The following is a 22,226-nucleotide window of genomic DNA, read 5'->3' as shown; positions in this document are numbered from 1 at the left end:
AAAGCGGCCCCTGTCAGCGCCAGCGTGCGAGCACGTCGGGCAGCTGCGAAATGCGCCGGATCTCGGCATCCGGGGCCTGCTCGCCCGCCCAGGCCTTGCCCTGCGGGTTGAACCACACCGCGCGCAGCCCGGCGCGCTGGGCACCGGCAATGTCGTCAGCCGGGTGATCACCAATGTGCACCGCCGCACCGGCGTCCACCTCGCCACGCCGCAAGGCCTCCAAAAACGGCGCCGGGTCCGGCTTGCCAATGCCCAGGTCCTCGGCACACAGGGCGAAGCGGAAGTAATCCGCCAGCCCCAGCCGGCTGACGTCGGCATTGCCATTGGTGACAACGCCCAGGGTGTACTGATGCCGCAGGATCTCCAGCACTGGCTGCACCTCGGGGAAGATCTGCACCTGGTGGCGAGCATGCAGGAACACCTCGAAGCCTTCATTGGCCAGGTCCTGTGCGTGTTTCTCGCTGTAGCCGACTTCTTCCAGGGCATGGAACAGTACCCGCCGGCGCAGGGCACTGATGCGGTGCTTCAGGCCGGGCTCGGCCTGCACCAGGCGTTCGCGGATGGCGAACAGGTGTTCCACCGGCACCCCGCCCAGGAGGGGGGCGTTGGCTTCGAGCCAGTCGCGCAGCACGACTTCCGCACTGGCAATCACTGGCGCGGTGTCCCACAGGGTGTCGTCGAGGTCGAAGGTGATCAGCTTGATGCTCATGAGTCTGTGCCTTTGCTGCGTTTGGCCCGGGGGTGGGCGCTGTCGTACACCGCCGCCAGGTGCTGGAAGTCCAGATGGGTATAGATTTGCGTGGTGCTGATGTCGGCATGGCCGAGCATCTCTTGCACTGCGCGCAGGTCCTGGGACGATTCCAGCACATGGCTGGCGAAGGAATGGCGGAGCATGTGCGGGTGCAGGTGTTGGCCCAGTTCACGTTCACCCACGGCCTTGACCCGCTGCTGTACGGTACGGGGGCTGATGCGGTTGCCCTGGCGGGTGATGAACACGGCGCGGTCGCGCGGGTTGCCGATGCCGCGCAGGCGGTACCATTCCTTCAGCGCTTCGCGGGCCTTGCGGCCGACCGGTAGCACCCGCGCCTTGCCGCCTTTGCCCAGTACCTGCACCAGGCCGGCGGCAAGGTCCAGGTGATCCAGGTCGAGGTTGGTCAGCTCAGACAGGCGCAGGCCCGAGGAATAGAACAGCTCCAGCATGGCCTGGTCACGGCGGGCAATGAAGTCGTCGTCCACGCCGCCATCGAGTAGCTGCAGCGCACGGTCGGTGTCCAGCACCTTGGGTAGCTTGCGCTCGCCCTTGGGGGCGCTCAACCCGGCGGCAGGGTCGTGCTGGCACAGGCCTTCGCGGTTCAGGTAACGGTACAGGCCGCGTACAGCGGACAGCAGCCGCGCCAGGCTGCGCGAGGCCTGACCATGGTGATGCAGGCGGGCGACCAGCTGACGCAACTGCTGAATCTGCAGCGCTTGCCAGTCGGCAATACCGTGCTCCTTGCAATAGGCAATGACCTTGTCCAGGTCGCGACGGTAGCCCAGCAAGGTGTGCTCCGACACCTGGCGCTCACTGCGCAGGTGTGCGCAATAAGCCTCCAGCTGGCGTTCCATCAGCGTACCGAACGCAGGGTCTGGGTCACCCGTGGCACGACACGGCCGAGCACTTCGGCGATGTAGCCGAGGAACAGCGTGCCGACGCTGCTCTTGTAGTGTTGCGGGTCTCGGCTACCGATTGCCAGCACCCCATGCAACCCCTGGTACTCCAGCGCGGCCACGGCGCTGGAGCCGACCTCGCGGCGCTGTTCCTCGCCGAACAGGAAGGCCAGTTCATGTTCGCGCAGGTTGCCGCTGACTGTCTTGCCACCGCCCAACAGGGCACCGATGGCCTGTTGGGCCTCGGCATTGCTGACCCAGCGCCCCACGGGGGCAACGTTGTCACCGAACAGGATCAGGCTGACAAAGGGCACCTGAAACTCCTGGCGCAGGCTGTCTTCGACGGCCATGACCACTTCTTCCAGGCTACCGGCATCAAGCAGGTCGAGGATCAGCCGGCGCGTCTTGTCGAACAGCCGGTCGTTGTCGCGGGCCACGTCCATCAGTTGCGACAGGCGGTGGCGCATCTCGATGTTGCGGTCGCGCAGCAGCTTGAGCTGGCGCTCGACCAGCGACACGCTGTCGCCACGCTGGTGCGGAATACGCTGTTCGATCAGCAACTCGTCGTGCTCGCTGAAGAAGGTAGGGTGGGCGCGCAGGTAGGCGACCACCGCCTCGGCATCGAGCTCGGCGGACTGCTGGGGTACAACCTTGGGCTGATCGGTCATGGCGGTTACTCGCTTAGAGACGAACCTGTCCTTCGTAGACGCGTACGGCCGGGCCGGTCATCACCACGGGCTTGCCGGGGCCGGCCCATTCGATGTGCAGGCGGCCACCTGGCAGGTCGAGGGATACCGGGGAGTCCATCCAGCCCTGGCTGATCGCCGCCACGGCGGCGGCGCAGGCGCCGGTGCCGCAGGCCTGGGTTTCGCCCGCACCGCGCTCCCACACGCGCAGGTTGGCCCGGTGGCGGTCGATGACCTGGAGGAAGCCGGCATTCACCCGCTGCGGGAAGCGTGGGTGGTTTTCGATCTTCGGGCCCAGTTCATGCACGGGGGCAGTACGCACGTCGTCGACACGCAGCACGGCATGCGGATTACCCATGGACACGGCGGCAATCGAATGCAGCTGGCCGTCGACTTCCAGTGGGTAGTTCAGCGCCTGCGCGTCGGCGACGAAGGGGATTTCGGCAGGGGTGAAGCGCGGCGGACCCATGTCGACACTCACCTGGCCGTCGTTTTGCACGTCCAGCACGATGATGCCGCTCTTGGTTTCCACGCGGATGCGTTTTTTCGCGGTCAGGCGCTTGTCCAGCACGAAACGGGCGAAGCAGCGCGCACCGTTGCCGCACTGCTCCACTTCAGAGCCGTCGGCATTGAAGATACGGTAGCGGAAGTCCACTTCCGGGTTGTTCGGCGCCTCGACGATCAGCAACTGGTCGAAGCCGATGCCGGTGTGGCGGTCACCCCATTGCTTGGCGTGCTTGGGCTGGATGTGGGCGTGCTGGCTGACCAGGTCCAGGACCATGAAGTCGTTGCCCAGCCCATGCATCTTGGTAAAACGCAGTAGCATGGGCTTACTCCGGCAGCAGGCTTTCGCCAGCGTACAGTTCGGCGATGGTCTCGCGGCGGCGTACTTCGAACGCCTGGTCACCGTCAACCAGGATTTCGGCGCATCTACCACGGGTGTTGTAGTTGGAACTCATGACAAAACCATAGGCGCCCGCCGACTCGACAGCCAGCAAATCACCTTCGGCCAGGTCGAGGACCCGGTCCTTGCCGAGGAAGTCACCGGTCTCGCAGATCGGCCCGACCAGGTCATAGGCACGGCCTTCACCGCCACGCGGCTTGACCGCGCTGACGCCCATCCAGGCCTGGTACAAGGCCGGGCGGATCAGGTCGTTCATCGCCGCATCGATGATAGCGAAGTCCTTGTGCTCGGTGTGCTTGAGGTATTCCACGCGGGTCAGCAACACGCCGGCATTGGCCACGATATAGCGGCCAGGCTCGAACACCAGGGCCAGGTCGCGGTCGCCAACGCGCTCGCGGATGGCCTTGATGTAGTCGGCCACCAACGGCGGCTGTTCGTGACGGTAGCGCACCCCGACCCCGCCGCCCAGGTCCAGGTGGCGCAGGTGAATGCCGCACTCGGCCAGGCGGTCGACCAGCACCAGCAGGCGGTCGAGCGCGTCGAGGAACGGGTCGATGGTGGTCAGCTGGGAGCCGATGTGGCAGTCGACACCGACCACTTCAAGGTTCGGCAACTGCGCCGCACGCACGTAGATGGCTTCGGCGTCGGCAATGGCGATGCCGAACTTGTTTTCTTTAAGGCCAGTGGAGATGTAAGGGTGGGTACCGGCGTCCACGTCCGGGTTGACCCGCAGCGATACCGGGGCAACCTTGCCCATTTCGGCGGCCACCACCTGCAGGCGCTCCAGCTCGTCAGTGGACTCCACGTTGAAGCAGTGCACACCCACTTCCAGGGCGCGGCGCATGTCTTCGCGGGTTTTCCCCACGCCGGAGAACACCACGCGGTCAGCGCGGCCACCGGCCGCCAGCACACGCTCCAGCTCGCCGCCGGAGACAATGTCGAAACCTGCACCCAGGCGTGCCAGCACGTTCAGCACGCCGAGGTTGGAGTTGGCCTTGACCGCAAAGCACACCAGGTGCTCGGCGCCTTGCAGGGCGTCGGTGTAGCTGCGGTACTGGGCCTCGATGTGAGCGCGCGAGTACACGTAGGTAGGCGTGCCATGGCGTTCGGCGATGGCCGACAGGGCTACATCCTCCGCGAACAGCTCGCCGTCGCGGTAGTTGAAAGCGTTCATCTGGTTTCCTTTACTGCGCAGGCGACTGCTCTGGCTCGGACTCGGGCGCTGGCGGCTGCTCCTGGACCGCGGTCGGCTTGGCTTTCGACGAGTGCTGGTGCGACTTGTGCGCTTTAGCGTTATCGCCGTCGTCCGGCAGATACAGCGGGCCTTTCTGGCCGCAGGCCGAAACGAGGCAGGCAACAGCGACCAGCGCCGCGAAGGAGGAAATCAGGCGCTTCATGGGTGAAATCCTTAGAAAATGCAGTATTGCGCCCGAGTATACCGAGCGACCGGCGGCTTGCCTATGCAAGGGCCGGTCCGCCGGGCGGGCAGCAGACGCGGCAAGCTTCAAGCTTCAAGCGGCAAGAAAAAGCGATCGGGTGTAGGCTGGGCTTTTTCTTGCGGCTTGTAGCTAGCAGCTTGCGGCTGGCGCGTTCCGCCCGTATCTTCCCCGGCTTGCCTGTAATGCCGCCAATTTCGAGGTTCCTGCAATGAGTTTGAGTGAAGCGCGTTTCCACGATCTGGTCGACGCGACCCAACAGGCCCTGGAAGACCTGTTCGACGAGAGCGGCCTGGACCTGGACATGGAGAATTCCGCTGGCGTGCTCACCGTCAAGTTCGAAGGCGGCGCCCAGCTGATCTTCAGCCGTCAGGAGCCGCTGCGCCAACTGTGGCTGGCTGACCGTTCCGGTGGTTTCCACTTCGACTACGACGAAGAGACTAAAAAGTGGGTCTGCGAAAAGAGCGAAGAGCTGCTGGGCGAAATGCTCGAACGCATCGTTTGGGAGCGGGCTGGCGAAAAGCTGGACTTCGACGAGATCTGACATGAGCAGCGCCCAGCCACGGCCACCCAAGCCGTTGTACAGCAACGTCAGCCCCGCGGTGCCATCACCCTGCATCAGCGTCTGCCGGCTCGACGAGCAGCGTGTCTGCACCGGTTGCCACCGGCATGTCGAGCATATTCGCGAGTGGCGCTCGGCCGATGACGAGCGCCGCCGGCAGATCTGCCGCGAGGCACAGGTCCTGCGTGCACAGGCAAAGGCACACTGACCGCAGGGGCTTGAGTATTTGCCCGTCTGTGGTAGTGTCGGGTTCTGCGTCGATGACGCCAAAGCCTTTTCAAACCCCGCCCTTGGGCGGGGTTTTGCTTTATCTGTGCATTGAAAATTGCCTGTTCAAAGGAGTCTGACTGGATCATGAGCACCAAGCCTTCCCTTATCCTCACCCGATTGGACGTACAGCGTCTGGAGCGTCTGATCGACAGCCTCGACGAGAGTACGCCGGGTGTGTTCGCCCTGCAGGAGGAGCTGGACCGTGCCGCACAGGTCGTCGGTCATGAGGAAGTACCCGCAGGCGTGGTGACCATGAACTCGCGCGTGCACTGCCGTGAGGAAGCCAGCGGCAAGGACTACCACCTGACCCTGGTGTACCCGAAGGATGCCGGGGCGGAAGGCAAGGTTTCGGTGCTGGCGCCAATTGGCTGCGCTTTGCTGGGGTTGTCGGTGGGTGAACAGATCGACTGGCCGGCGCCGGGGGGCAAAACCCTCAAGCTGAAACTGCTGGAAGTCGAGTACCAGCCTGAAGCGGCGGGTGATTTCGACCTCTGAGGCCTGGGCCGCCATGCGGCCCATGTTGGAGCAGCCCGGTCATTGGCACAGCACCTGCTCCAACCCCTCGTTCAATGCCTGCTCCAGCACCCGCTTGTAGCTCAGGTAAACCTGCGTTGCCCCCAGCCGGTCATCCAGCAGCTCGGACAAATCCAGGTCGGTGATATAGCACCGGTACTTCCCGGCCCCGCGCCGCTGGCCAATGATCTGCCGCGCCACTACCGCATACAGCTGCGGCCCATGCTCCAGCTCGGAAAACTCCTGCTGGTCGCAGTACAGTGTCACATGCGCAGCACCCCCTACACCGGCCTGGATGATGGCCTGCACTTCATAGTAGGGCTGGTCACTGCCCTCCTGCGGCGCCACGCGCGGTTCGATGCTGCGGGCCTTGCCCGGGCCGCCAGGCAGTAGCTGCGCGTACTGGATATCCAGGGCCGCCTGCCCAAGGTCATCCAGCGGCAGGCGAGCCTCGCGGCGCATCACCACCGAGCGCAAAAAGCGCTGCAGCGGCAACAGCAGGCGCGCCTCGTCATGCAGCGGCAGGCGCTGTTGCCATAACGCGTTGCATTCATCCAGCACATACAGCTCGGCCCATTCGTCCTGCAGGCGGTAGAACACCTGAATGCACGCCGGCCGGCCCTGCTCCAGCACCAGGCGCAGGTCGTTATCTTGCAGGGCGTTGGCGTCCAGGTACAACGGGCTGTAGACGCTGCGTTCTTCGCCCAGGTAGGCCAGCAGGGCATCCTGCTCGGCCAGGGTGCTCAGGCTGACATGCCCCGGTTGCAGCTCCAGCACATGGGTGTGCTGGGCAACCTGTAGCAGGTAGCGGTGCTGCAGGCCCTGGGCTTGCAACAGCTGCACGGTGTCGAAGATCTCTTCAACCCGTTGGCTGATGGCCTGTGCGCGGCTCGGGCAGAAGCAATGCACCCGTACCCGCGGCCGGTGGCCATGCGCCACCGGGCTGTTGAGAAAGTCACGCAGGCAGCGCACCAGCGCGTGTTCGCCGTCAAAGCGCTGAACCAGCACTTCGTTCCAGCTGTTCAGGGTGACCTGGTCCAAGGTCAGCACCAGGTTCTCCCGCACCCCGGCATAGCTCAGTGAGTCGGTGCGCTCGGTGGTCATCAGGATGTTCAGGTCGCGGTGATGGCGCAGTGGGTCGATGGCCACGTTGACCAGTAGCAGCACTTCCTCGGCAACGCTGGGTTGCAGCAGGCGCACCTCACTCACGGTCGGCAAGGGCAGGGGGATGCATTGCTGCAGGCAACCGAGCAGGTTGACCAGCTCGAACTCGCTCAGGTCACTGACACCTGGGTGCAGCGCCAAGCGCGTGCCGCTGTCGATGACCCCGTTGCGATGGGCCCAGGCCAGCAGCTCCAGCAGCTCGCGGCAGCGTTTTATCGGGTTGAAGTACTCGACGTCGTGAGAGTTCAGGTTGCCGCTGTACAGTTCCCAGTGGTAGTTACCTGGTTCCTTGCGGTTAGGTAACTGAACCAGGGTGAGGGTGTCTTCGGCGAGGTCCGGAGCGATACCCGGGTTGATCACCTCGACCTTGCCGGCACGGCGCTCGAAGGCCGCATACAGGCGCCTGCCCAGTACGTTGAGCTCGCGTTGGTCGGCACGGCTGCTGGCGTTCCGGGTGCGTGCGAACTGGCCAAGGAAGCGATAGCTGTGGTTCAGCTCGGCCACCAGTTCGCGGCGCTCCACGGCAACCTGCTGGACTTTCCATTGGCTGCGGCTGTCCAGTATCGCCAGCTGGCGCTCATCCCACCCCCACTCGTCAGCCAGGCGCTGAAGCAAACGGCGCTGCCAGCCATTGCTACGGTTCTGATCGCTGAGCTTCTTGTTCACCTTCAAGTACAGGCTGCGCCGTACCCGTTCCAGGCGCACAGGCTCGCCCCTTTGCAGCAGGTAGCGTTCGATGCGCCGGTAGACCATGACATACGGGTCCAGCTCGTCCAGGTCCAGCTGGTTGGCGAACACTGCCTGCTTGTAGTCCAGGCTCAGGCAGCGCACGCCAGGGTATTCACTGGCGTAGGCCTCGGTCAGCAGCAGTTTGAGCAGCGACTTGTAGGGTGAGTCGATGCCTTTGAACAGTTGCCACAGGCCGGCACCAATGAACTCGCCGGGCGGAATGTGCGCCAGGTTGCCCAGGTCGAGCACATCCTGGCTGCGGATAAAACGCTTGGCCAGCAGGGTCTGGGTATAGGCCTGGTAATTGCCTTCTTCGTAGACCGGCACCAGCCACCACAGCGGCGTACGCCCGGCCAGCCACACGGTTGTGCGGTAGAACTCGTCCAGCAGCAGGTAATGCTGGGTAGTCCCGCAATTGTCTGAGCCAAGCTGACCATCACGCTGTCCTTGGGCAAACCCTTGGGTGTCGATCAGGAAAAAGTGTGCCTCTGCGCCCAGGCTGGCCGCCCAGGTTTCCAGCAGTTGGCACTTGCGGCGCAGCTCTTCGAGCAACGGCTCGGGCAAGTCGGGGGCGTGGCATACCCATACGTCCATGTCGCTGTGCTCGGCCTGCGCCAGCGAGCCCAGGCTGCCCATCAGGAACAGGCCGTGTATCGGCCGTGGCGGGTTGCCGTGCTGGGCCTTGTAGGTGAATGAGCGGGCCAGGCGCTGGGCTTCTGCGACCAGCTCGCTACCGGGCTCGTAGCCCGAGACGCCTGCGGGGGTGCTGCCCGAGACGTAACCCGGCAATAGCGGGTGGTTCACGTGAAACAGCAAGGGCAACAGCAGCAGCACTTGTTGCTGACGTGTCGACAGGCCCTCCATTGCCCGCTGCAGCCGAGCCTGGTTCAGGTGCAGGAAACGCGCGCGCAGTGTCGCCAGGACTTTGCGGTCGATGCCTTGGTCCAGGTCGGGGCGGATTTCGTGGGGGTGGTTCATTGCGCGCTCGGGCAGGCCAGTGAAGCTGTGGCGAGTTTAGCCTGAGTAGCAGGGGCGGATAAGCGCTAATTGGAATATTGGCGCCATTTTTCCAGCGCGCCGGCCGGTTCCGGCTTTTACCGTGCATGAGGCATCATGAGCACATTGAGCTGATGAAGAGATTATCCGATGCGTGTATGGATCGATGCCGATGCCTGCCCCAAGGCAGCCAAGGATCTGATCGTCAAGTTCGCCCTCAAGCGCAAGTTCGAGGTGGTGATGGTGGCGGGCCAGGCAGTGGCCAGGCCTGCGTTTGCGATCGTGCGGTTGATCGTGGTGCCCAGTGGCATGGATGCGGCCGACGATTATCTGGTCGAGCATGCCGTGCCGGGCGAGCTGGTGATCTGTAGTGACGTGCCGTTGGCCGACCGCCTGGTCAAGAAGGGCGTGGCAGTGCTGGACCCACGCGGGCGCGAGTTCGACGAGCGCAACATGGGTGATCGGCTGGCCGCGCGCAACCTGTTCACCGATTTGCGCGAGCAGGGCCAGGTCGGGGGAGGGCAGGCGGCTTATGGGGAGCGCGACAAGCAGGCGTTCGCCAATGCGCTGGACCGGATCATTTCGCGACTATCGAGGGCCTGAAGTGTAACGCGGCCCTTTTGTGGGAGCGGCCTTGTGTCGCGAAAGGGGCGCGAAGCGGCCCCGGCAATTTAGGCGGCGAAGCTCAAATCCTGGGGCCGCTGCGCGGCCCTTTCGCGACACAAGGCCGCTCCTACAAAGGGCCGCGCGGGATTCTGGGCTTCGCGTAGGCAGGCCTTACTCGTGGGTCAGCTCCAGCACCCGGTCCACCAGCTTGTTGATGCCACCAGCCGCCTCGCTGATCGACTTGGCCTCCATGTAAGCCGGGGTCGTCACCAGCTTGCGTTGGGTATCTTCGACGATGTCGTGCACGTCGCATTCTTCATGGGTGCCGCCCATCTTCACCACTGCCGCCGCAGTATCCGCGTCGCTGCCAATGGTGCAGACCACCCCCGGCCCGTAGATCTTCGCCGCCAGCGCCGGCGAAATGCAGATCAGGCCAATCGGCTTGCAGGCAGCGGCAAAGGCTTCGGCCAGGGCCAGCACGTCTGGGTTGACGCTGCAGTTGGCGCCTTCCACGGCGAAGTTGGACAGGTTCTTCGCCGCCCCAAAGCCACCCGGCACGATCAGCGCATCGAAGTCTTCGGCCTTGGCCTCGCGGATGTCCTTGACCTCGCCCCGGGCAATGCGCGCCGATTCCACCAGCACGTTGCGCGACTCGGGCATCTCTTCGCCGGTCAGGTGGTTGATCACATGCATCTGCGCAATGTTCGGCGCGAAGCACTGCACTTGCGCGCCGCGCTGGTCCAGGCGCAGCAGGGTGATCACGCTTTCGTGAATTTCGGCGCCGTCGTACACGCCACAGCCGGAAAGAACCACCGCTACTTTTTTAGTCATGTTTGAAGCTCCAGTGTTGTGTCGCGCCTGGGAGATCGAGCGCTGCCTGCGCGGCGCATTGCGAGCGGGCGCTCGCCGGGTTGGTTTTCAGGGCCAGTCATGCTTGTGACAGGCACGCGGCCGCCTTGTTCGTCCGGCAACCTGACACGCTGTGTGCAACCCGATGCGCCGCACTGGCGCCTCGGGGTCACTGCTGGTCGCGCTGTTCGCCCGCCGCCTGGGCGGCGGCCTTGCGCTCTGCGCGCAGGGCACGGAAGCGACGGCGCAGCCACAACAGCACGCCCAGCCCCAGCAGGGCGGCCAACACCCATAGTTCGTACCGCTTGACGTTGCCCAGCAGGCCTTCGAGGATGGCGCCGAAGTGGTAGGCCGCCGCACCCAGGGCAATGGCCCAGATCGCTGCGCCAATGCCGTTCAGCAGCAGGTAGCGGCGTGGCGGATAGCCCGACAGGCCAATGGCCACGGGCATGACCGTGCGCAGGCCGTAGACGAAGCGGAAACTCAGTACCCAGATGTCGGGGTGGCGGCGAATGTGGGCCAGCGCCCGGTCGCCCATCGCCTGCCAGCGCGGCTTGCGGGCCAGAATCTTGCGGCCGTGGCGCCGGCCCATGAAATACCACAACTGGTCGCCGGCATAGCTGCCGAAGAACGCCACCAGGCACACCAGGTTGATGTCCATGTAACCGCGGAATGCAAGGAATCCTGCAAGCACCAGGATGGTCTCGCCTTCGAAGAAGGTGCCTAGAAAAAGGGCAAAGTAGCCGAAATCCTGCAGGAATTGTTGAAGCATTTTCTGAGGTGCTGGCGAAATGAACGCGCAGCCTACCCCTTCGCGGGCATTCGGGAAAGTGTCCAAATGTGTCTCCACATGAACAATTCCTACACCGCATTGCCATAGCCACGCGTCATGGCTTGCCCTGCCATGTCACACAGGCGTCATAATGGGCGCTTATCTTGCCGCTCAATTGATGATAGGGCGTTAACGTCCTCAGGAACGTCAGATGAATAATGAAGTGCTTAGCCCTGTCGCGATCAAGGATGCCCAGGAGCTCCCCGAAGAGATGCTGCAGACCCCTCCAGACCTGCCGCCGGCCACCGCGCCGGAAGCCGGGCAGGCGGCCGAGCCTGCCGCCCCGGTGCCTGCGCCGCCGCCGGCCCCGGCAATCGTGGTGCCTGGCCTGGACGACAGCAGCCTGTACATTCATCGCGAACTCTCGCAGTTGCAGTTCAATATTCGTGTGCTGGAGCAGGCGCTGGACGAGAGCTACCCACTGCTGGAGCGGCTCAAGTTCCTGCTGATCTTCTCCAGCAACCTTGACGAGTTCTTTGAAATCCGGGTGGCCGGCCTCAAGAAGCAGATCAATTTTGCCCGCGAACTGGCCGGCGCCGACGGCCTGCAGCCGCACCAGGCACTGGCGCGCATCAGCGAGCTGGTGCACCTGGAAGTCGACCGGCAATACGCCATTCTCAACGACGTGCTGCTGCCGGAGCTGGAAAAACACCAGATCCGCTTCATTCGCCGCCGTTACTGGACACCCAAGCTCAAGACCTGGGTGCGCCGCTACTTCCGCGACGAAATCGCCCCGATCATCACCCCCATCGGCCTCGACCCGACCCACCCGTTCCCGCTGCTGGTGAACAAGAGCCTGAACTTCATCGTCGAGCTGGAAGGGGTGGACGCGTTCGGCCGTGATTCGGGCCTGGCGATCATCCCTGCCCCCCGCCTGCTGCCGCGAGTGATTCGCGTGCCGGAAGAAGTCGGTGGCCCGGGTGCCAACTATGTGTTCCTGTCGTCGATGATCCACGCGCATGCCGACGACCTGTTCCAGGGCATGAAGGTCAAGGGTTGCTACCAGTTCCGCCTTACCCGTAACGCCGACCTGGCACTGGACTCCGAAGAGGTTGACGACCTGGCCCGCGCCTTGCGCGGCGAGCTGTTCTCGCGCCGCTACGGCGATGCCGTGCGCCTGGAGGTCGCCGACACGTGCCCGAAACACCTGTCGGACTACCTGCTCAAGCAGTTCAGCCTCAGCGAAAGCGAGCTGTACCAGGTCAATGGCCCGGTCAACCTCACGCGCCTGTTCAGCATCACCGGCCTGGACAGCCACCCGGAGCTGCAATACACGCCGTTCACGCCGGCGATCCCCAAGCTGCTGCAGAACGCCGACAACATCTTCAGCGTGATCGGCAAGCAGGACATCCTGCTGATGCACCCCTTCGAGTCCTTCACCCCGGTGATCGACCTGCTGCGCCAGGCCGCCAAGGACCCGCACGTGCTCGCCGTGCGCCAGACCCTTTACCGCTCCGGGGCCAACTCGGAAATCGTCGATGCCCTGGTGGATGCAGCGCGAAACGGCAAGGAGGTCACCGCGGTGATCGAACTGCGTGCGCGTTTCGACGAAGAGTCCAACCTGCAGATGGCCAGCCGCCTGCAAGCGGCGGGTGCGGTGGTGATCTACGGCGTGGTCGGTTTCAAGACCCACGCCAAGATGATGCTGATCCTGCGCCGCGAGCACGGCGAGATCGTGCGCTACGCCCACCTGGGTACCGGCAACTACCACGCCGGTAACGCCCGCCTGTACACCGACTACAGCCTGCTGACCTCAGACGACGCCCTCACCGAGGACGTTGGCAAGCTGTTCAGCCAGCTGATCGGCATGGGCAAGACCCTGCGCATGAAAAAGCTGCTGCACGCGCCGTTTACCCTGAAGAAGGGCATGCTCGACATGATCGCGCGGGAAACCCAGTTCGCCCTCGACGGCAAGCCGGCGCACATCATCGCCAAGTTCAACTCGCTGACCGACGCCAAGGTGATCAAGGCGTTGTACAAGGCCAGCCAGTCTGGCGTGAAGATCGACCTGGTGGTGCGTGGCATGTGCTGCCTGCGCCCAGGTATTCCGGGGGTTTCGCACAATATCCAGGTGCGCTCGATCATCGGTCGATTCCTGGAGCACACGCGGGTGTTCTACTTCCTCAATGGCGGCGAAGAGCAGATCTACCTGTCCAGCGCCGACTGGATGGAGCGCAACCTCGACAAGCGTGTCGAGACCTGCTTCCCGGTCGAAGGCAAGAAGCTGTTGCTGCGGGTGAAGAAAGAGCTGGAAGGCTACCTGACCGACAACACCCATGCCTGGACCTTGCAGCCCGACGGGCGCTACGTGCGCAGCACCCCAACCGGCAACCAGAACCCGCGCAGCGTTCAGGCGACCCTGCTGGAGCGCCTGAGCAACCCGGTCCTCAACGTACGCTGAGGACGAAGCCGACCCGGGTCAGCCACTCCGCCTCGTTGGCGAAGTCGGCCTGGGTCAGCTGGTTCTGTTCCAGCCAGCCTTCAGGGAAGGCGATGTCGAGGCTTTCCCCGGCAGCCTTGAGCTGGACCTTCGGCATCTGCTGGTTGCCACGGATATGGTGGAACAGGATGGCGAAGCGCAGCAGCACGCACAGGCGCAGCAGTTTCACGCCTTCCTCGCCCAGTTCGGCAAACTTGTCCTTGGGAATGTTGCGGCGGTGGCCGCGTACCAGCAGGGCCATCATCTGCTGGTCTTCGCGCGAGAAGCCCGCCAGGTCGGAGTGTTCGATCAGGTAGGCGCCATGCTTGTGGTAGTGGTAGTGGGCGATATCCAGGCCGATTTCATGCACTTTGGCTGCCCAGCCGAGCAGATCGCGCCAATTTCCATCCTTCAACCCCCATGCATCCGCGACCTGGTCGAAGGCGTGCAAGGCCTTGCGCTCGACGCGCGCTGCCTGGCCCTGGTCGACGTGGTAACGCTCCATCAGTGAGTTCAGGGTGCGTTCGCGCACATCTTCATGGTGGTGGCGGCCCAGCAGGTCGAACAGCACGCCTTCGCGCAGCGCGCCGTCGCAATGGTCCATGCGCTGCAGTTCCAGGGCATCGAAGATGGCTTCCAGAATCGCCAGGCCGGCAGGGAAGATGGTACGGCGGTCCGGCTTGATGCCTTCGAAGTCGATCTTGTCGACGTCGCCCAGCTTGAACAGCTTGCGCTTGACCCAGGCCAGGCCCTCGGCGTTGACCTCGCCGTTGCCCAGGCCGCCGTCCTTGATGGCGGCAGCGATGGCGCGGATGGTTCCGGACGAACCGATGGCCTCGTCCCAGGTCAGGCGGTGCAGGGCGTTTTCGATGCTCATCAGCTCCAGGCGCGCGGCGGTGTAGGCCTGGGCGTAGCGGGCCGGCGTGATCTTGCCGTCGCGGAAGTAGCGCTGGGTGAAGCTGACGCAACCCATTTGCAGGCTTTCGCGCAGCAGCGGCTCGAAGCGCTGGCCAATGATGAACTCGGTGCTGCCGCCGCCGATGTCGGCGACCAGGCGCTTGCCGGGGGTGTCGGCCAAGGTGTGGGACACACCCAGGTAGATCAGGCGCGCCTCTTCGCGGCCGGAGATGACCTCGACCGGGTGCCCGAGGATGGCTTCGGCACGCTGGATGAATTCGTTGCGGTTGCGCGCTTCGCGCAGGGCATTGGTACCGACGATGCGCACCGAGCCAGCCGGCATGCCGTGGATCAGTTGGGAAAAGCGCTTGAGGCAGTCCAGGCCCCGCTCCATCGCCTCTTCACTGAGCTTGCGCTCTTCGTCGATGCCGGCGGCAAGCTGAACCTTCTCGCCGAGCCGCTCGAGGATGCGGATTTCGGTATGGTGGGCCTTGGCCACGACCATGTGAAAACTGTTGGAGCCAAGGTCGATGGCGGCGATCAGAGAAAGGTTCTTCGCGATGTTGTGCGGCATGCTGTGTGTTCTCGGTCGTTAACCCGGCAATCGTGCCACGATAGCAGGCTGTCGCCAACGCGTGCCACGCCAGGCCTTGATGCAAGGCAATGTGCCATCCGATGCTATTACACGCAGATGACAGTTTCGATTCGTGGCGTCTTGCCCAACTATAGTTACACTCAATCGACCGCAGCTTCCTGTCGAGCGTGGGTGCGGCTATCATGGGCCACGTTTTTTTGCTTACGACCCTGGAGATATCCATGAGCAGCGATCTGATCAAACATGTCACCGATGCCACCTTCGAAGCCGAAGTCCTGCAGGCTCAAGGCCCGGTGCTGGTCGACTACTGGGCTGAATGGTGCGGCCCGTGCAAGATGATCGCGCCGGTACTGGACGACATCGCTTCCACCTACGAGGGCAAGCTGACCGTCGCCAAGCTGAACATCGACGATAACCAGGAAACCCCGGCCAAGCATGGCGTGCGTGGCATCCCGACGCTGATGTTGTTCAAGAACGGCAACGTCGAGGCCACCAAGGTGGGCGCGCTGTCCAAATCCCAGCTGGCCGCGTTCCTCGACGCCCACCTGTGATGTGAAAAGGCCCCGCGAATGCGGGGCTTTTCTTTTTCAGAGCACTAGACGCAGAAAAAAGCAAGTGTTACATTCGGCCTCGCACTGCTTCTCCAGTGCCCTCTACATGCCGTCGCCGAAGCATCCCCAATTCGAATCAGTACGCGATCCTGTCGCCATCTAGCGGCGCGGCTTCATTAAGCCAAAGCTTAATTCTCCCTTCTTACATGATTACGTCATTCCCCTTATGAACCTGACTGAACTCAAGCAAAAGCCGATTACCGATCTTTTGGAAATGGCCGAACAGATGGGCATCGAAAACATGGCCCGTTCGCGCAAACAGGACGTGATTTTCGCCCTGCTGAAAAAGCACGCGAAAAGCGGCGAAGAGATCTCCGGTGATGGCGTGCTGGAGATTCTCCAGGATGGTTTCGGTTTTCTGCGTTCGGCTGATGCGTCCTACCTGGCCGGCCCTGACGATATCTACGTCTCGCCCAGCCAGATCCGCCGTTTCAACCTGCGCACCGGCGACACCATCGTCGGCAAGATCCGCCCACCGAAAGAAGGGGAGCGTTACTTCGCGCTGCTGAAGGTCGACACCATCAACTTCGACCGCCCGGAAAACGCCAAGAACAAGATCCTGTTCGAAAACCTGACGCCGCTGTTCCCGAACAAGCGCCTGAAGATGGAAGCCGGCAACGGTTCCACCGAGGACTTGACCGGCCGCGTCATCGACCTGTGCGCCCCGATCGGCAAGGGCCAGCGCGGCCTGATCGTTGCTCCGCCAAAAGCGGGCAAGACCATCATGCTGCAGAACATCGCGGCGAACATCACCCGTAATAACCCTGAGTGCCACCTGATCGTCCTGCTGATCGACGAGCGCCCGGAAGAAGTGACCGAAATGCAGCGTACCGTGCGCGGCGAAGTGGTTGCCTCTACCTTCGACGAGCCGCCAGCGCGCCACGTGCAGGTTGCCGAAATGGTGATCGAGAAGGCCAAGCGCCTGGTCGAGCACAAGAAAGACGTGGTGATCCTGCTGGATTCCATCACCCGCCTGGCGCGTGCCTACAACACCGTGATCCCGAGCTCTGGCAAGGTACTGACCGGTGGTGTCGACGCCCACGCCCTGGAAAAGCCGAAGCGCTTCTTCGGTGCGGCACGTAACATCGAGGAAGGCGGTTCGCTGACCATCATCGCCACCGCGCTGGTCGAAACCGGCTCGAAGATGGACGAAGTGATCTACGAAGAGTTCAAGGGCACCGGCAACATGGAGCTGCCGCTGGATCGCCGCATCGCCGAGAAGCGCGTGTTCCCGGCCATCAACATCAACCGCTCCGGTACCCGCCGCGAAGAGCTGCTGACCGCCGACGACGAATTGCAGCGCATGTGGATCCTGCGCAAGCTGCTGCACCCGATGGATGAAATCGCCGCCATCGAGTTCCTGGTCGACAAGCTCAAGCAGACCAAGACCAACGACGAGTTCTTCCTGTCGATGAAGCGCAAGTAAGCGTTTCCAGACCGGAACTGAATGGGGCCGCTTCGCGCCCCTTCGCGGGCACGCCCGCTGCCACAGGTTCAGTGTGATCCATGTGGGAGCGGGCGTGCCCGCGAAGGGGCGCGAAGCGGCCCCACTGCATTTTTGCCCCCAAACAGATCCCGAACGGCGCTACACTCTGCACCCCCGACCGATACGGCCAATACGAGGCTCCCGCATGCAGTATCGCGACTTGCGCGACTTCATCCGTGGCCTGGAACAGCGCGGCGAGCTCAAGCGCATCCAGGTTCCGATCTCCCCCGTCCTGGAAATGACCGAGGTCTGCGACCGCACCCTGCGTGCCAAAGGCCCGGCGTTACTGTTCGAAAACCCCACAGGCTTCGACATCCCGGTGCTCGGCAACCTGTTTGGCACCCCGGAGCGCGTGGCCATGGGCATGGGCGCCGAGTCGGTCGGTGAACTGCGGGAAATCGGCAAATTGCTGGCGTTTCTCAAGGAGCCCGAGCCGCCGAAGGGCCTGAAGGACGCCTGGTCGAAGCTGCCGATCTTCAAGAAAGTCGTGTCGATGGCGCCGAAAGTGGTCAAGGACGCGGTCTGCCAGGAAGTGCTGGTCGAGGGTGACGACGTCGACCTTGGCGCGCTGCCTATCCAGCACTGCTGGCCTGGCGACGTGGCGCCGCTGATCACCTGGGGCCTTACCGTGACCCGCGGGCCGAACAAGGACCGCCAGAACCTGGGTATCTACCGGCAGCAGGTGATCGGCCGCAACAAGGTCATCATGCGTTGGCTCAGCCACCGGGGCGGTGCGCTCGACTACCGCGAATGGTGCGAGAAGAACCCGGGCCAGCCTTTCCCGGTTGCGGTCGCCCTGGGCGCAGACCCGGCAACCATTCTGGGCGCCGTGACGCCGGTACCGGACACCCTCTCCGAATATGCCTTTGCCGGCCTGCTGCGCGGCAACCGCACGGAACTGGTGAAGTGCCGTGGCAGCAACCTGCAGGTGCCGGCCACCGCCGAAATCATCCTGGAAGGCGTGATTCACCCTGGCGAAATGGCCCCCGAGGGCCCGTATGGTGACCATACCGGCTACTACAACGAAGTGGACAGCTTCCCGGTGTTCACCGTCGAGCGCATCACCCACCGGCTCAAGCCGATCTACCACAGCACCTACACCGGTCGCCCGCCTGATGAGCCGGCCATTCTCGGTGTCGCGCTGAACGAAGTGTTCGTGCCGATCCTGCAAAAGCAGTTCCCTGAGATCACCGACTTCTACCTGCCGCCGGAAGGTTGCTCGTACCGCATGGCGGTGGTGACCATGAAGAAGCAGTACCCCGGCCATGCCAAGCGCGTGATGTTGGGTGTATGGTCGTTCCTGCGACAGTTCATGTACACCAAGTTCGTTATTGTCACCGATGACGATATCAACGCCCGGGACTGGAACGATGTGATCTGGGCAATCACCACACGCATGGACCCCAAGCGTGATACGGTGATGATCGACAACACCCCGATCGACTACCTCGACTTCGCGTCGCCGGTGTCGGGGTTGGGGTCGAAGATGGGCCTGGATGCCACGCACAAGTGGCCAGGCGAGACTACACGCGAATGGGGGCGGGTCATCGTCAAGGACGAAGCCGTCACCCGGCGTATCGATGAGCTGTGGGATCAGTTGGGAATAGATTGATGCAGGTAACGTTGCAGCCGTCCGGGGCGGTGCTGGCGCTCGAACCCGGGGAACGGATCCTGGATGGAGCGCGGCGGCTGGGCTATGACTGCCCGAACAGCTGCCGCAATGGCAATTGCCATGTCTGCGCCGCGTTGTTGGTCGAGGGCCGAGTCCGTCAGGACGGCGAAATCCGCGACCATGGCGAGTTGTTCACCTGCATTGCCGAACCGCTGGAGGACTGCGTGTTGCTCTGGGACGGTGTGCTCGCCCTGGGCGAGTTGCCTGTGCGCAAGCTGGCGTGCAGCGTGAGTGAATGCGTTGACGTCGGTGGCGACGTGTGGCGGGTGCGCTTGCGTGCACCGGCGGGCAAACCCCCGCGTTACCACGCCGGGCAGTACCTGATGATCGAGCGTGAGGGCGGCAAGCAGGCGGCCTTCTCGCTGGCGTCCGCGCCGCACGGCGGGCGTGAACTGGAGCTGCACGTACTGGCGCGCGAGCCCAGTGCCCAGCAACTGATCGAGCAGCTCAGGCGCGACGGCCTGGCGCGTATCGAAATGCCGTTTGGCGACACCCACCTGGCCGAGTTGCCCGAGGGCCCGTTGGTATTGATTGCCGCCGGCACCGGCATGGGCCAGATGCACAGCCTGGTCGAGCATTGCCGCGCCAAGGGTTTCCAGTACCCGGTGCACCTGTACTGGGGGGTGCGTCGGCCTGAAGATTTTTACCAGATCGAGCACTGGGACGAATGGCAGCGCCTGCCCAACCTGTACCTGCACCAGGTGGTCAGCGATCTGTGCGGCTGGGAAGGGCGGTGCGGTATGTTGCATGAAGCCGTTTGCGAGGACATTGCCGACCTCAATACTGTGCATGTGTATGCCAGTGGCTCGCCAAACATGATCTACGCCACACTCGACGCCTTGGTCGAAGCCGGCATGGATGCGCACCGCATGCGTGCCGATGTATTTGCCTATGCCCCACGTGGCTAATAACCCAAGTTGGCAAGTCAGGTTATAAGGCGGTAATTGTTACCGCCTTGATTAATAACTTTCCCTGTTGTTGAAACAATCATTCCCAGTCGTCGGCTACGCGTATGAAACCTGGCCACGAAGGCTTGAGTATTCCTGCGGTTCTGGCCTATGGTTAGTGCAAGCGCCTTGGTATAGAGGCCTTGGCGCTTAACCTCATCGAATTTCGCTACATCCGTAGTTCACAGGAATCCTGGCGGCAGCTTATGTCGGCACTTGAAAGCATGTCGTGGAAAGTTTCATATCCACCGACACTCGACTTTGGTCAGCAACATACGCACGAACAGTTGTTCAACTCCATGAAGACCACCATGTCTCGGCACCCGGGTGGGCCGGTGTGGCTGTTTGCCTATGGCTCGTTGATCTGGCGCCCCGAGTGCAATTCGGTGGAGCGCCAGCGCGCACGCGTACATGGTTATCACCGGGGGCTCTACTTGTGGTCGCATGAGCATCGCGGTACCCCGGAAACCCCCGGGCTGGTATTCGGCCTGGACCGTGGCGGGTCCTGCAGTGGCTTTGCCTACCGGCTGGATGAAAGCAACCTGGACGACTCGCTCATGGCCCTGTGGCAACGCGAGATGCCTTACCCGGCCTATCGGCCGCATTGGCTCAACTGCCGGCTGGGCGATGGCACCAAGGTGCAGGCGCTGGGCTTTGTGCTGGAGCGGCATTTACCCTGCTATGCCGGCGATCTGCCGGATACCTTGCTCAGCCATATCCTGGCCAGCGCCAAAGGGCGCTACGGCACCACCCGCGACTATGTCGAACAGACCTTGCAGGCCCTGCGCAGCCACCAGATGCCTGATCGCAACCTGGAGGCGCGGTTCCGCCGTTGCCATAACCCGCGCGAGGTTTGATCAGCCTGTGCCGGCCTATTCGCGGGCACGCCCGCTCCCACAGGATGGACTGCCCCCAAGAAGTTGGACACCAATCCAATTTCTTGGGGTGTCCATATGAGCAAGTACTCAGACCAATTCAAGCTTACCGCCGTTCATGCCTACCTGGAGGGTGGTGAAGGTTTCCGAAAAGTAGCCCAGCGACTTGCAGTGGACTTCAGCCTGCTGCGGCGCTGGGTCTCCAGCTTCCAGAAACATGGCCAGTTCAGTCTGCGTAAACCAGGCCAGCGGTACAGTGCGACCTATAAGCGCTCAGTCCTTGAGTACATGCACAAGCATCAGCTTTCCTTGCGCCAGACCGCCGCCCATTTCGGTCTTGGTCAGTCTTCGCAGATAGGCATTTGGGCGCGGCAGTACTACAGTGGAAGTCCGGCTTCGCCTGCTCCCAAGAGAAGAAAACCTGCTGCCATGTCGAAAAAGCCTTACCCCATCAAACCCACAACCTCTGATGACACCGATAAAAGCCGCGACCAGTTGCTGGCTGAGCTTGAATGGCTGCGCATGGAGAACGCTTACCTAAAAAAGCTGGAAGAGTTGAAGAAGCAGGAGCGAAGGCAGCCCAAAAAACCCTGATCGTGTCTGCGCTCAAGGACAGGTTTCCCTTGGCCGCTGTTCTGGAGTTGGCGGATCTGCCGCGCAGTACGTTCTATTACCAGCTTCAAGCGCAGGCCAAACCTGATAAGCATGCTGCTCTGAAGCAGATGATTCAGCGTGTCTATCACGAGGAAAAAGGGCTTTACGGTTACCGGCGCGTTGCGATCGTGATCCGCAATGGCGGGACCTTGGTTAACAAAAAAGTGGTGGAGCGTTTGATGATCGAGCTTGATCTTCGCTCACTCGTGCGGCCGAAAAAATATCGGTCGTACAAGGGTGTCGTCGGCACCATCGCGCCCAACCTGCTGGAGCGAAACTTTATCGCGCAGCGCCCGAATCAGAAGTGGGTGACCGATGTGACCGAGTTCAAAGTGGCTCAGGAAAAAGTCTACCTCTCCCCCGTGATGGACTTGTACAACGCCGAAATTGTGGCCTACGAAGTGGCCAGCAGGCCATGCCTTGGGCTGGTCACCAACATGCTGGGCAAGGCCTTCAAGCGCCTGGGAAACAAGCCGAAACTGGTACTCCACTCGGATCAAGGCTGGCACTACCAACACTCGCAGTACCGCCACAAGCTGGCCGAGCAAGGGGTGAAGCAGAGCATGTCACGTAAAGGAAACTGCTTGGATAATGCGGCTATGGAGAGCTTTTTTGGTACGCTTAAGTCCGAATTTTTCTACCCGCAGCGCTTCAAGAGCGTTGAAGAACTGAAAGCCGGTCTGGATGAGTACATCCACTACTACAACCATGACCGCATCAAGCTAAAGCTCAATGGCATGAGCCCTGTGAAATACAGGGCTCATGCTGCAGGGGCTGCTAGCTGAAACTGTCCAACTTATTGGGGGCAGTCCAGGAATCCATGCTTTTTGAACCTGTGGGAGCGGGCGCGCCCGCGAAAAGGCCGCAACGGCAGAT

21 protein-coding genes are annotated in these 22,226 nt (G+C 62.6%); 11 read left to right on the top strand and 10 right to left on the bottom strand.

The annotated features are described in order from the left end of the window. Positions 1–13: 13 nt before the first annotated feature. Genes AACG97_RS27100 through lptM form a run of 6 tightly spaced genes read right to left on the bottom strand, consistent with a single transcriptional unit; the run spans position 14 to position 4,634 of the window. Positions 14–709, bottom strand: coding sequence for an HAD family hydrolase (locus AACG97_RS27100; protein WP_197885939.1), 696 nt, complete (start codon positions 707–709; stop codon positions 14–16). After that, the gene (gene xerC, locus AACG97_RS27095; RefSeq protein WP_054905171.1) at positions 706–1,605 is read right to left on the bottom strand and encodes a tyrosine recombinase XerC; all 900 of its coding nucleotides are present in this window, start codon (positions 1,603–1,605) and stop codon (positions 706–708) included. Before xerC ends, AACG97_RS27100 begins: the two co-directional genes overlap by 4 nt. Continuing rightward, positions 1,605–2,315 carry a DUF484 family protein gene (locus AACG97_RS27090; protein WP_009681647.1) on the bottom strand — a complete coding sequence of 237 codons (711 nt, stop codon included), beginning with the start codon at positions 2,313–2,315 and terminating at the stop codon, positions 1,605–1,607. The genes xerC and AACG97_RS27090 overlap by 1 nt, the downstream gene beginning before the upstream one ends. A 13-nt stretch (positions 2,316–2,328) precedes the next feature. Beyond that, positions 2,329–3,159: a diaminopimelate epimerase gene (gene dapF / locus AACG97_RS27085; RefSeq protein WP_009681648.1), complete on the bottom strand. Its 831-nt coding sequence runs from the start codon at positions 3,157–3,159 to the stop codon at positions 2,329–2,331. Positions 3,160–3,163: 4 nt separating this feature from the next. Continuing rightward, a complete protein-coding gene (gene lysA / locus AACG97_RS27080; RefSeq protein ID WP_225786194.1) occupies positions 3,164–4,411 on the bottom strand; it encodes a diaminopimelate decarboxylase in 1,248 nt (415 codons plus the stop codon). A 10-nt stretch (positions 4,412–4,421) separates the two neighbouring features. Further along, entirely contained in the window at positions 4,422–4,634 is a 213-nt protein-coding gene (lptM, locus tag AACG97_RS27075) for an LPS translocon maturation chaperone LptM (protein ID WP_009681650.1), read from the bottom strand. A gap of 250 nt (positions 4,635–4,884) precedes the next feature. On the opposite strand from lptM, the gene cyaY reads away from it, so the two are divergent. The 3 genes from cyaY (at position 4,885) to rnk (ending at position 6,000) form a co-directional block, all read left to right on the top strand. Then, positions 4,885–5,217, top strand: coding sequence for an iron donor protein CyaY (cyaY, locus tag AACG97_RS27070; RefSeq protein WP_009681651.1), 333 nt, complete (start codon positions 4,885–4,887; stop codon positions 5,215–5,217). Between the two features lies 1 nt (position 5,218). Further along, positions 5,219–5,443: a DUF1289 domain-containing protein gene (locus AACG97_RS27065; protein WP_009681652.1), complete on the top strand. Its 225-nt coding sequence runs from the start codon at positions 5,219–5,221 to the stop codon at positions 5,441–5,443. A gap of 146 nt (positions 5,444–5,589) precedes the next feature. Continuing rightward, on the top strand, positions 5,590–6,000 hold the full coding sequence (gene rnk / locus AACG97_RS27060) for a nucleoside diphosphate kinase regulator (RefSeq protein WP_009681653.1): 411 nt from the start codon (positions 5,590–5,592) through the stop codon (positions 5,998–6,000). A 39-nt stretch (positions 6,001–6,039) separates the two neighbouring features. Here the strand turns inward: rnk and AACG97_RS27055 are convergent, their stop codons facing one another. Beyond that, on the bottom strand, positions 6,040–8,889 hold the full coding sequence (locus tag AACG97_RS27055) for a class I adenylate cyclase (RefSeq protein ID WP_144189503.1): 2,850 nt from the start codon (positions 8,887–8,889) through the stop codon (positions 6,040–6,042). Between the two features lie 168 nt (positions 8,890–9,057). On the opposite strand from AACG97_RS27055, the gene AACG97_RS27050 reads away from it, so the two are divergent. Next, the gene (locus AACG97_RS27050; protein WP_009681655.1) at positions 9,058–9,510 is read left to right on the top strand and encodes a YaiI/YqxD family protein; all 453 of its coding nucleotides are present in this window, start codon (positions 9,058–9,060) and stop codon (positions 9,508–9,510) included. A gap of 174 nt (positions 9,511–9,684) precedes the next feature. Here the strand turns inward: AACG97_RS27050 and elbB are convergent, their stop codons facing one another. Both elbB and AACG97_RS27040 read right to left on the bottom strand, forming a co-directional pair. Further along, positions 9,685–10,344 carry an isoprenoid biosynthesis glyoxalase ElbB gene (elbB, locus tag AACG97_RS27045; RefSeq protein ID WP_009681656.1) on the bottom strand — a complete coding sequence of 220 codons (660 nt, stop codon included), beginning with the start codon at positions 10,342–10,344 and terminating at the stop codon, positions 9,685–9,687. A 187-nt stretch (positions 10,345–10,531) separates the two neighbouring features. Further along, positions 10,532–11,134 (bottom strand): DedA family protein, encoded by a 603-nt coding sequence (locus AACG97_RS27040; RefSeq protein ID WP_009681657.1) that lies wholly within the window; start codon positions 11,132–11,134, stop codon positions 10,532–10,534. A 211-nt stretch (positions 11,135–11,345) separates the two neighbouring features. Between AACG97_RS27040 and ppk1 the strand changes: the two genes are divergently transcribed. Then, positions 11,346–13,595, top strand: coding sequence for a polyphosphate kinase 1 (ppk1, locus tag AACG97_RS27035; protein WP_029886227.1), 2,250 nt, complete (start codon positions 11,346–11,348; stop codon positions 13,593–13,595). Here ppk1 and ppx read toward each other — a convergent pair. Further along, positions 13,582–15,084: an exopolyphosphatase gene (gene ppx / locus AACG97_RS27030; protein ID WP_029886228.1), complete on the bottom strand. Its 1,503-nt coding sequence runs from the start codon at positions 15,082–15,084 to the stop codon at positions 13,582–13,584. The two genes, ppk1 and ppx, sit on opposite strands and share 14 nt — an antisense overlap. Before the next feature lie 242 nt (positions 15,085–15,326). Between ppx and trxA the strand changes: the two genes are divergently transcribed. The 6 genes from trxA to AACG97_RS27000 all read left to right on the top strand — a co-directional run bounded on the left by trxA (position 15,327) and on the right by AACG97_RS27000 (position 22,135). After that, positions 15,327–15,656, top strand: a complete 330-nt coding sequence (trxA, locus tag AACG97_RS27025; RefSeq protein WP_009684153.1) for a thioredoxin TrxA — start codon at positions 15,327–15,329, stop codon at positions 15,654–15,656. Between the two features lie 226 nt (positions 15,657–15,882). Then, on the top strand, positions 15,883–17,142 hold the full coding sequence (rho, locus tag AACG97_RS27020; protein ID WP_029886229.1) for a transcription termination factor Rho: 1,260 nt from the start codon (positions 15,883–15,885) through the stop codon (positions 17,140–17,142). 205 nt (positions 17,143–17,347) lie between these two features. Then, positions 17,348–18,814, top strand: a complete 1,467-nt coding sequence (gene ubiD / locus AACG97_RS27015; protein ID WP_054905402.1) for a 4-hydroxy-3-polyprenylbenzoate decarboxylase — start codon at positions 17,348–17,350, stop codon at positions 18,812–18,814. Further along, the gene (locus AACG97_RS27010) at positions 18,814–19,782 is read left to right on the top strand and encodes a CDP-6-deoxy-delta-3,4-glucoseen reductase (protein WP_009684149.1); all 969 of its coding nucleotides are present in this window, start codon (positions 18,814–18,816) and stop codon (positions 19,780–19,782) included. Before ubiD ends, AACG97_RS27010 begins: the two co-directional genes overlap by 1 nt. Before the next feature lie 245 nt (positions 19,783–20,027). Next, the gene (locus AACG97_RS27005) at positions 20,028–20,678 is read left to right on the top strand and encodes a gamma-glutamylcyclotransferase (RefSeq protein ID WP_009684148.1); all 651 of its coding nucleotides are present in this window, start codon (positions 20,028–20,030) and stop codon (positions 20,676–20,678) included. 96 nt (positions 20,679–20,774) lie between these two features. Next, positions 20,775–22,135, top strand: a protein-coding gene (locus tag AACG97_RS27000; RefSeq protein ID WP_225786126.1) for an IS3 family transposase whose coding sequence is annotated in 2 segments (ribosomal slippage) — positions 20,775–21,243 and positions 21,243–22,135 — 1,362 coding nt in all. Because the reading frame shifts where the segments join, the coding sequence is not laid out codon by codon here. Positions 22,136–22,226 lie beyond the last annotated feature (91 nt).

Origin of the sequence: Pseudomonas sp. Nvir, assembly GCF_963778085.1 — a bacterium.
In the GTDB taxonomy this organism is placed as follows: Bacteria; Pseudomonadota; Gammaproteobacteria; order Pseudomonadales; family Pseudomonadaceae; genus Aquipseudomonas; species Aquipseudomonas juntendi.
The sequence above is the reverse complement of the archived record's forward strand: the minus strand, read 5'-3'. Positions and strand labels throughout refer to the sequence as shown.

Coding starts and splice junctions, on each gene's coding strand:
- AACG97_RS27100 (WP_197885939.1), bottom strand. CDS start 709: ATGAGCATCAAGCTGATCACCTTCGACCTCGACGACACCCTGTGGGAC.
- xerC (WP_054905171.1), bottom strand. CDS start 1,605: ATGGAACGCCAGCTGGAGGCTTATTGCGCACACCTGCGCAGTGAGCGC.
- AACG97_RS27090 (WP_009681647.1), bottom strand. CDS start 2,315: ATGACCGATCAGCCCAAGGTTGTACCCCAGCAGTCCGCCGAGCTCGAT.
- dapF (WP_009681648.1), bottom strand. CDS start 3,159: ATGCTACTGCGTTTTACCAAGATGCATGGGCTGGGCAACGACTTCATG.
- lysA (WP_225786194.1), bottom strand. CDS start 4,411: ATGAACGCTTTCAACTACCGCGACGGCGAGCTGTTCGCGGAGGATGTA.
- lptM (WP_009681650.1), bottom strand. CDS start 4,634: ATGAAGCGCCTGATTTCCTCCTTCGCGGCGCTGGTCGCTGTTGCCTGC.
- cyaY (WP_009681651.1), top strand. CDS start 4,885: ATGAGTTTGAGTGAAGCGCGTTTCCACGATCTGGTCGACGCGACCCAA.
- AACG97_RS27065 (WP_009681652.1), top strand. CDS start 5,219: ATGAGCAGCGCCCAGCCACGGCCACCCAAGCCGTTGTACAGCAACGTC.
- rnk (WP_009681653.1), top strand. CDS start 5,590: ATGAGCACCAAGCCTTCCCTTATCCTCACCCGATTGGACGTACAGCGT.
- AACG97_RS27055 (WP_144189503.1), bottom strand. CDS start 8,889: ATGAACCACCCCCACGAAATCCGCCCCGACCTGGACCAAGGCATCGAC.
- AACG97_RS27050 (WP_009681655.1), top strand. CDS start 9,058: ATGCGTGTATGGATCGATGCCGATGCCTGCCCCAAGGCAGCCAAGGAT.
- elbB (WP_009681656.1), bottom strand. CDS start 10,344: ATGACTAAAAAAGTAGCGGTGGTTCTTTCCGGCTGTGGCGTGTACGAC.
- AACG97_RS27040 (WP_009681657.1), bottom strand. CDS start 11,134: ATGCTTCAACAATTCCTGCAGGATTTCGGCTACTTTGCCCTTTTTCTA.
- ppk1 (WP_029886227.1), top strand. CDS start 11,346: ATGAATAATGAAGTGCTTAGCCCTGTCGCGATCAAGGATGCCCAGGAG.
- ppx (WP_029886228.1), bottom strand. CDS start 15,084: ATGCCGCACAACATCGCGAAGAACCTTTCTCTGATCGCCGCCATCGAC.
- trxA (WP_009684153.1), top strand. CDS start 15,327: ATGAGCAGCGATCTGATCAAACATGTCACCGATGCCACCTTCGAAGCC.
- rho (WP_029886229.1), top strand. CDS start 15,883: ATGAACCTGACTGAACTCAAGCAAAAGCCGATTACCGATCTTTTGGAA.
- ubiD (WP_054905402.1), top strand. CDS start 17,348: ATGCAGTATCGCGACTTGCGCGACTTCATCCGTGGCCTGGAACAGCGC.
- AACG97_RS27010 (WP_009684149.1), top strand. CDS start 18,814: ATGCAGGTAACGTTGCAGCCGTCCGGGGCGGTGCTGGCGCTCGAACCC.
- AACG97_RS27005 (WP_009684148.1), top strand. CDS start 20,028: ATGTCGGCACTTGAAAGCATGTCGTGGAAAGTTTCATATCCACCGACA.